Consider the following 7324-nt stretch of genomic DNA (forward strand, 5'->3'; position numbering starts at 1 on the left):
GGTGGCACAGGAGGTGCCCACGTCGTCGAGCATGGCCGTACCCCATGGCCCTGCGGGCGTGGGTGCAGCGAGACACCGTATGCGCGATCAACTGCGCAGCGGTGGCGTGGCGGAATCGGTCATCGACGACGCCGTGTTGATCCTTTCCGAACTTCTCAGCAACGCGTGCAAACACGGCCGGCCGCTGGGTGCCGCGTTGGCCGGGGACGGTGATGTCCGGGCCGCCTGGCGTGTGGATCCGGGCGGCCGCCTGGTCGTCGAGGTGACGGACGGCGGCGGCCCGACCCGCCCCGCCCCGGCCACCCCGTCGGTCACGGCCCACGGCGGCCGCGGGCTGAACATCATCACGGCCCTGGCCGACGACTGGGGGGTCAGGGACGACATCCGCGGTGAGGTCACCGTCTGGGTCGTGGTCCACGACGACGTGCACGATCCCGACGCCGGTCGGCGCCGCGACGACTTCGCTACGCGCGTCGCGGCCCCCTCGGTGGCCGCCATGCCGGAGCTGGACTTCGCGGACGCCTTCGACGACCTGGACTGAGCACGACTCGGACTGAGCACGACTCGGACTGAGCACGACTCGGACTGAGTACGACTCGGACTGGGCGCGACCTGGACTGAGCACGACTCGGACTGAGTACGACCTGGACTGAGTACGACTCGGACTGAGCGCGACCTGGACTGAGCACGACCTGGACTGAGCACCGCCGGGCGAGGGTGGCGCCGGTCTCCGGACCGCCGCCCTCGCAGTGCCCCGCACGCGCACCCTGTACGCGCGCCGCGTACGCGCACCCGCACACGCACACGCACTCGCACCCGCACGCGCATCCGGCCGGGGCCGGTCCGCGGTCCGGGGTCCTCGTCCCGCCGCTCGGGTTGTCCACAACCGGAGCGGCGTCCACAGGGTCCCGTCGGCCATGGCGCAAACGGCTAGGCTCCCGCCGTACGAGATGACGAGCCGTCACCGGGAGACACCCACCATGGCCAAGAAGCGACCCCAGACGAAGGCCAAGCGGCCGCAGATCACCGACGGTGAGATCCCGGTCGTCGGCGCCCGCGAGCCGTGCCCCTGCGGCAGCGGCCGCCGCTACAAGGCCTGCCACGGCCGGGCCGCCGCCCAGGCGGTGACCGAGCTGGTGCAGCGCCCGTTCGAGGGACTTCCCGGCGAGTGCGACTGGGTGGCCCTGCGCGAGCTGGTGCCCGCCGCGACCGCCGAACTGGTCCTCAGGGACGGCCTCCCGGAGGACGTCCCGTCGGTCACCCTGGCGACGGTCCTGCCGATGGCCTGGCCCGCCCTGCGCCGCGAGGACGGCTCGGTGCTGATCGGCCTCCAGAACGACACGGCGTCCGGTGACATCAGCCGGGATCTGGCCGACACCCTCCAGCGTGCCCTTCAGGCCAAGCCGGGCACGCCGGTCCAGGGCCGCCGCGCCCCGGCCGACGGTCCCCGGCTCCAGGACCTGATCGACCCCGAGGGCGCCTTCACGCCGGTGGTGCACAGCGGCTTCGAGTTCTGGGTCCCGGACGCGCAGAACGCGACCGCGGAGGTGACCGCCTCCCTGGAGCGGGCCAACGCCGCGGCCATCCCGACCGTCAAGCTGACCGGCGTCGACGCCGCGTACTGGTGCCGGACGCCGGAGAAGAACCACCTGCGCTGGGTCATGCCGCACCCGGAGGAGCAGCTTCTGGACGCTCTCGCGCGGCTGCACGCTGCGGGCCGTTCCAGCCTCGGCGAGGGCACCCGTCTGGTGGGCTCCTTCCGCGCTCACGGGCTCACGGTCCCGGTCTGGGACCTGCCGAGCGAGGTCTCGGCCGAGGACATCGAGAAGCCGGCCGCCGAGTTCGCCGAGCGCCTGGCGGACGCCCTCGCCGCGGACGAGCCGCTCACCGCCGAGGAGCGCCGGGCCCGTGGCGGACTGACCAACCGGCAGGTCACGCTCAGCTGACGCACAGCGCGGACAAGGGGTTCGGCTGACCGACCGGTCAGCCGAACCGGCCTTCGCGGCACGGGTGACTCCGGTCACAACTCCCTTGCGAGCAAGGTGAGTCGGTGTCCGAATAGCCAAGGGAAAGCGGAGATCGAATTTGCGAACAGCCGATCTCTTGTTACCGTTCGAGTAGCCCGGTTGCTGGTGCATCCCCCGTCGCCAGCAACCGGGTCTTTCCATGCGCGCACTCGCGCACGGTGTGCCGCCGCCTGTCAACCGCCAGTGACGGCAGCCGAGTTGCTGCCGACGCGCAGCAGCAGCGGCCCCTGACCGCCCGGCTCCGCGAACTCCGCGACCGCCGTGTACTCGGCCGCCGGACCCCGGCCGGCCTCCCGCGGCGTCTCACAGCTCGCCGGCTCGTCCCCGGCGTCCACCGCACAGCGGATCTGCACGGTCCGGCCGCCCGGCGCCATCAATGTCAGTACGGCGTCCAGGGCGTGGCCGGTGGCGTTGCGGTAGTAGGTGCGACCCCAGGTGTCCTCGGCCTGCGCCAGCACGCAGGTCTGCGCCTCGATGCCGTCCGGCGAGGTCAGCTCGGGACCGCAGCGGGCGGCGGTGGACACCCCGAGGCCGAGCAGGAAGGGCGAGCGACGGGCGCCGGGCTCGGCGGCACGCTCGGTGAGGGGCGCCTTGTCGTTCCCGGCGGCCGAGTCGTGCCCGGCGACGGTGTCGGGCGCGGCGTTCCCGGCGGCATCGCGCGCCTCGCCGGGTACGGCCTGCTCAGGTCCGCCCGCGGACCGTCCGGAGCCCACCGGCCCCGCCGAGGCCATGGCCAGGGGCAGCGCCGCGGCGCACACCACGGCGACGGCCAGACCGAACAGACGGAGCTTTCGGGCGTCCGGCCGGCCGCGGTGCGGCGAACGGGTTCGGTGGCCCCCGGAGTGGCGCAGCATGAACCGGACGATAACGATCCCGGCCGGGCGCCCGGTTCGCGCGCGCCCGACACCCTCAGAACTCGGGCGCGCTCACACCCGTACGAGTGAGGGCGTCGACGACGGCGTCCACCACGGCTTCGACGTCGGGTACCCAGGGGGCGGCGGAGCCGGGCAGCGGGGCGCGTTCCCAGCGGATCTGGCCCTGGCCCGTCCCGGACGGCGGCAGGGCGAGGTAGCCGCCCTCGCCGTGGAAGCGCAGGGAACCGGGGACGAAGTCCTTGGCGTACAGCAGTTCGCCCAGCTGCTCCATGGAGTAGGGGCGGACGAGCACGGCCCAGCGGGTGGGCGAGGCGATGACCGGGCCGAGGCGCATCCCCGTGCGGTCGAGCGCGTCGAGGGCGCGGGCGGCCGCGGGGGCGGGCAGGCTGACGGCGCAGGGCGCCTTGCCGCCGGTGGCCAGGACGATCGGTGCCGTCGGCCGGTTGCCCCACCACCAGCGCACCATGCGTTCGTCGGTGGTGGCCGCGAGCAGGCCGGGGTCGAAGGGGTGGGCGCCGGGGACCGGGCACTCGGGATCGGGGCAGCCGCAGCGGTCGCGCCCCTGCGGGTCGGCCGCCACACCCGGGAGTACGGGCCACTGCCATTCCGTCGCGAAGGTCAGGGCCGCGCCGATCAACTCACGCCTCCCGTCCTTCCGCCTGGACAAGAGCCTGCGTCGCCTTCCGAGGATCTCGCGCATGAGCGCTCGTTCCTTTCCGTTGCACGCCTGGCAACACCGTGGGCCACATTCACATCATGTGTCGATCACTTCACTGTGCGTACCTACTGGCGCATCACACCCCTGCGTGGAAGCACGGGGAACCCCTATGGGCCGAGCGTTTGGCTGCCTCCGCCCACTGCGTCTTTCACAAGCATGGGCATGGCGCGGGGTGGCGAAGTGTGGCGTTTTGCCGTCTCGCGTATTTCTCTCCGCCGCCGCCGCGGGAGGATGGGGCACGGTCGTCGGTGGATAGGACGCCCGGGTCCGTCGCCAGGTTCCGGGCGGTTCCCAACCACCCCTGGCCTTCTCCGAGTACGTACCCATCACGACCGCTGTGACGCTCCGTCGAGCAAGGCCAGTCGACCGCAATATGTGCTTACCTGAGGCAGTTTTGAGCCAACTTGGCCTTTCCGCAAGAGTACCTGCTTCAAGTCCCGTGAAACCCACGGACACCAGGAATCCCACCAGGACAATGCTGGACATCTCCTCATGACTGCGTGTACATGTGGAGACATTGCCAGCGGCGCAGATTGACATGGGGGTTTGCGATGCTTTTGAGCAATACGCACCGGTCGGAAAGCCGGACGCCATGAACGCCCCGCACCCTCCGAAAGTGGCCGGAATCGATTCAACGGTTCCGGCCCCCGCACACACTGTCGCGCCCGCGTCGCCGGCCCCGGAGGTCCCCGCCGTCACGACCGGCCCAGGTGAGCTGCTCCAGGACCGGCTGGCAGGCTGGGTCTCCGACCTCACCACCCTCCACGAACTCACCGAGCGGCTGGCCCGCACCGACGACCTCCCGGACGCGCTCCAGGAGGTGCTCCGTGCCGGAGCGGCCCTGGTGGGCGCCCGGCGCGGACTCGTCGTCCTGGACCCCGCCGACGGACTGGGCCCCCGCAGCACCGTCGGCCTGGGCCTCGGCCCGTCCGATCTCGGCCATCTGGAGACCGTCCCGCACGCCGCGCTGCCGTACGGCGACCTCCTCGACCCGCCCGCCGGACGGCCCGGCGGCGTCAGCGAGAGCGTCCGCCCCGATCTGTTCGCCGAGGAGGGGCTCGACCCCCGCCACCGCGAGGTGGCCGCCCGCCTCGGCTACGCCGCCAGCTACGCCGTCCCCCTCTCCACCGACACCGCGGGCCGTCTGGGCGCCGCCGTCTGGCTCTACGACGAGCCCGCCGAGCCCGTCGAACGCCAGCGCCACCTCGTCGGCCTGTACGCGCGCTACGCCACCGAGCACCTCGCCCGGCTGCTCGAGGTGGAGCGCACCCGCGTCTGCATGACGACGATCGCCGAGGAACTGCTGCCCTCCCGGCTCCCCCGGGTCTCCGGAGTCCAGCTCGCCGTGCGGCACCGCACCGGACCGCGCGGGGGCGGCGACTGGTACGACGCGCTGCCGCTGCCGGACGCCGCCCTCGGCCTCGCCGTCGGCTCCGTGACCGGCTCGGGGCCCAGCGCGATCGCCGCGATGGGCCGGCTGCGGGCGTCCTTGCGGGCGTACGCCGTGATGGAGGGCGAGGATCCGGTCGCGGTCCTGTCCGACCTCGAACTGCTGCTGCGGCTGACCGAACCGGCCCGCTCGGCCACCGCCCTGTTCGCCTTCTGCGAGCCCGCGCTGCGCAAGATCACGCTGGCCGGGGCCGGCCACACCCCGCCGCTGCTGATCGGCGAGCGGCGCACCGCGTTCGTGGAGACCTCCGTCTCCGCCCCGCTCGGCATGCTCGCCTGCTGGGAGGCGCCGAGCGTGGAGTTCCAGGCGGAGCCCGGCGAGACGGTGCTGCTCTACACCGACGGGCTGCTGCACCGCACCGGCGATCCCGTCGACCGCGCCTTCGCCCGGCTGCACGCCGCGGCCGCGGGCCTGCCGCGGACCAAGCGGCGCGACCCGGAGGCGATCGTGGACCACGTCCTGCGCACGGTGCTGCCGGACGGACTGGACGAGGCGGACAGCGAGGAGGACGTCGTGCTGCTCGCGGCCCGTTTCGAGTGAGCGGCCGCGACGCCGGGTGACGGGTCCTCCGGCCCTCCGGGCCCCCCGCCGTACGACCGTACGATGGGGGTGGTCCAGTGCCGTATCAAGGAGGATGACCGTGGCCGACGAGCTCACCCCGGAGACCCCGGAGGAGACGGAAGAGCCGATCAAGCAGCGCAAGAACGGCCTGTACCCGGGCGTCTCCGACGAGCTGGCCGAGAGCATGCGGTCCGGCTGGGCCGACACCGAGCTGCGCGACTTGGAGCCGATCGCCCAGGCCGCCGAGACCGCCGCCCGTCGCGCCGCGCTGTCCGCCCGTTTCCCCGGTGAGCGCCTGGTGATCCCCGCCGGCAACCTGAAGACCCGCTCGAACGACACCGAGTACGCCTTCCGCGCCTCGGTCGAGTACGCGTACCTCACCGGCAACCAGACCGAGGACGGCGTCCTGGTCATGGAGCCGACCGCCGACGGCCACAAGGCCACGATCTACCTGCTGCCCCGTTCCGACCGGGAGAACGGCGAGTTCTGGCTGGACGGCCAGGGCGAGCTGTGGGTGGGCCGCCGGCACTCCCTCACCGAGGCGGAGAAGCTGTACGGCATCCCCGCGTCCGACGTGCGCGAGCTGGCCGGCGCGCTGCGCGAGACCACCGGCCCGGTCCGCGTGGTGCGCGGTCACGACGCCGGCATCGAGGCCGCGCTGACCGACAAGGTCACCGCCGAGCGCGACGAGGAGCTGCGCGTCTTCCTCTCCGAGGCCCGCCTGGTCAAGGACGACTTCGAGATCGGCGAGCTGCAGAAGGCCGTCGACTCCACCGTGCGCGGCTTCGAGGACGTGGTGAAGGTCCTCGACAAGGCCCAGGCCACCAGCGAGCGCTACATCGAGGGCACGTTCTTCCTCCGTGCGCGCGTCGAGGGCAACGACGTCGGCTACGGCACCATCGCCGCCGCCGGACCGCACGCCTGCACGCTGCACTGGGTGCGCAACGACGGGCCGGTGCGCGCGGGCGACCTGCTGCTGCTCGACGCCGGTGTGGAGACCCACACCTACTACACCGCCGACGTCACCCGGACGCTGCCGATTGACGGCCGCTTCACCGAGATCCAGAAGAAGATCTACGACGCCGTGTACGAGGCCCAGGAGGCCGGTATCGCGGCGGTGAAGCCGGGCGCCAAGTACCGCGACTTCCACGACGCCGCCCAGCGGGTGCTGACCGAGAAGCTGGTCGAGTGGGGTCTCGTCGAGGGTCCGGTCGAGCGGGTGCTGGAGCTGGGGCTCCAGCGCCGGTGGACGCTGCACGGCACGGGTCACATGCTCGGCATGGACGTCCACGACTGCGCGGCCGCGCGGACCGAGACGTATGTCGAGGGTGTGCTGGAGCCGGGCATGTGCCTCACGGTGGAGCCGGGGCTGTACTTCCAGGCCGACGACCTGACCGTGCCGGAGGAGTACCGGGGCATCGGCGTGCGGATCGAGGACGACATCCTCGTCACGGAGGACGGCAACCGGAACCTGAGCGCCGGGCTGCCCCGGCGGTCGGACGAGGTCGAGTCCTGGATGGCCTCGCTGCAGGGCTGATCGCGGTCGTCCGATGGCCGGGTACCCGATGGGTGCCCGGCCATCGTCGTGCTGTGCGCTTCTAGTAGTGCTTGGTCATGTTGGTATGGGTTCTGGCATGTCGCGGTGACAGGTGGGGCAGGCGCCGGTCCAGACCGCGAGGAGTAGTTGTAGTTC

6 protein-coding genes are annotated in these 7324 nt (G+C 72.3%); 4 read left to right on the top strand and 2 right to left on the bottom strand.

Annotated features, from left to right (window positions below):
* The first annotated feature begins 31 nt into the window (after positions 1 to 31).
* Together ABT232_RS34365 and ABT232_RS34370 are read left to right on the top strand one after the other, a co-directional pair.
* Positions 32 to 541, top strand: coding sequence for an ATP-binding protein (locus ABT232_RS34365; RefSeq protein ID WP_351847631.1), 510 nt, complete (start codon positions 32 to 34; stop codon positions 539 to 541).
* A 439-nt stretch (positions 542 to 980) separates the two neighbouring features.
* Entirely contained in the window at positions 981 to 1946 is a 966-nt protein-coding gene (locus ABT232_RS34370; protein WP_351847643.1) for a DUF5926 family protein, read from the top strand.
* A 254-nt stretch (positions 1947 to 2200) separates the two neighbouring features.
* Here ABT232_RS34370 and ABT232_RS34375 read toward each other — a convergent pair whose 3' ends face one another.
* Together ABT232_RS34375 and ABT232_RS34380 are read right to left on the bottom strand one after the other, a co-directional pair.
* Positions 2201 to 2881 (bottom strand): hypothetical protein, encoded by a 681-nt coding sequence (locus ABT232_RS34375; RefSeq protein ID WP_351847634.1) that lies wholly within the window; start codon positions 2879 to 2881, stop codon positions 2201 to 2203.
* Between the two features lie 55 nt (positions 2882 to 2936).
* Entirely contained in the window at positions 2937 to 3602 is a 666-nt protein-coding gene (locus ABT232_RS34380) for a bifunctional DNA primase/polymerase (protein WP_351847637.1), read from the bottom strand.
* A 556-nt stretch (positions 3603 to 4158) separates the two neighbouring features.
* Between ABT232_RS34380 and ABT232_RS34385 the strand changes: the two genes are divergently transcribed.
* Positions 4159 to 5610, top strand: coding sequence for a PP2C family protein-serine/threonine phosphatase (locus ABT232_RS34385; RefSeq protein ID WP_450871784.1), 1452 nt, complete (start codon positions 4159 to 4161; stop codon positions 5608 to 5610).
* A 94-nt stretch (positions 5611 to 5704) separates the two neighbouring features.
* Entirely contained in the window at positions 5705 to 7168 is a 1464-nt protein-coding gene (locus tag ABT232_RS34390) for an aminopeptidase P family protein (protein ID WP_351847638.1), read from the top strand.
* The last annotated feature ends 156 nt before the right edge of the window (positions 7169 to 7324 follow it).

It is taken from the genome of Streptomyces sp. NPDC001532 (genome assembly GCF_040298625.1).
In the GTDB taxonomy this organism is placed as follows: Bacteria; Actinomycetota; Actinomycetes; order Streptomycetales; family Streptomycetaceae; genus Streptomyces.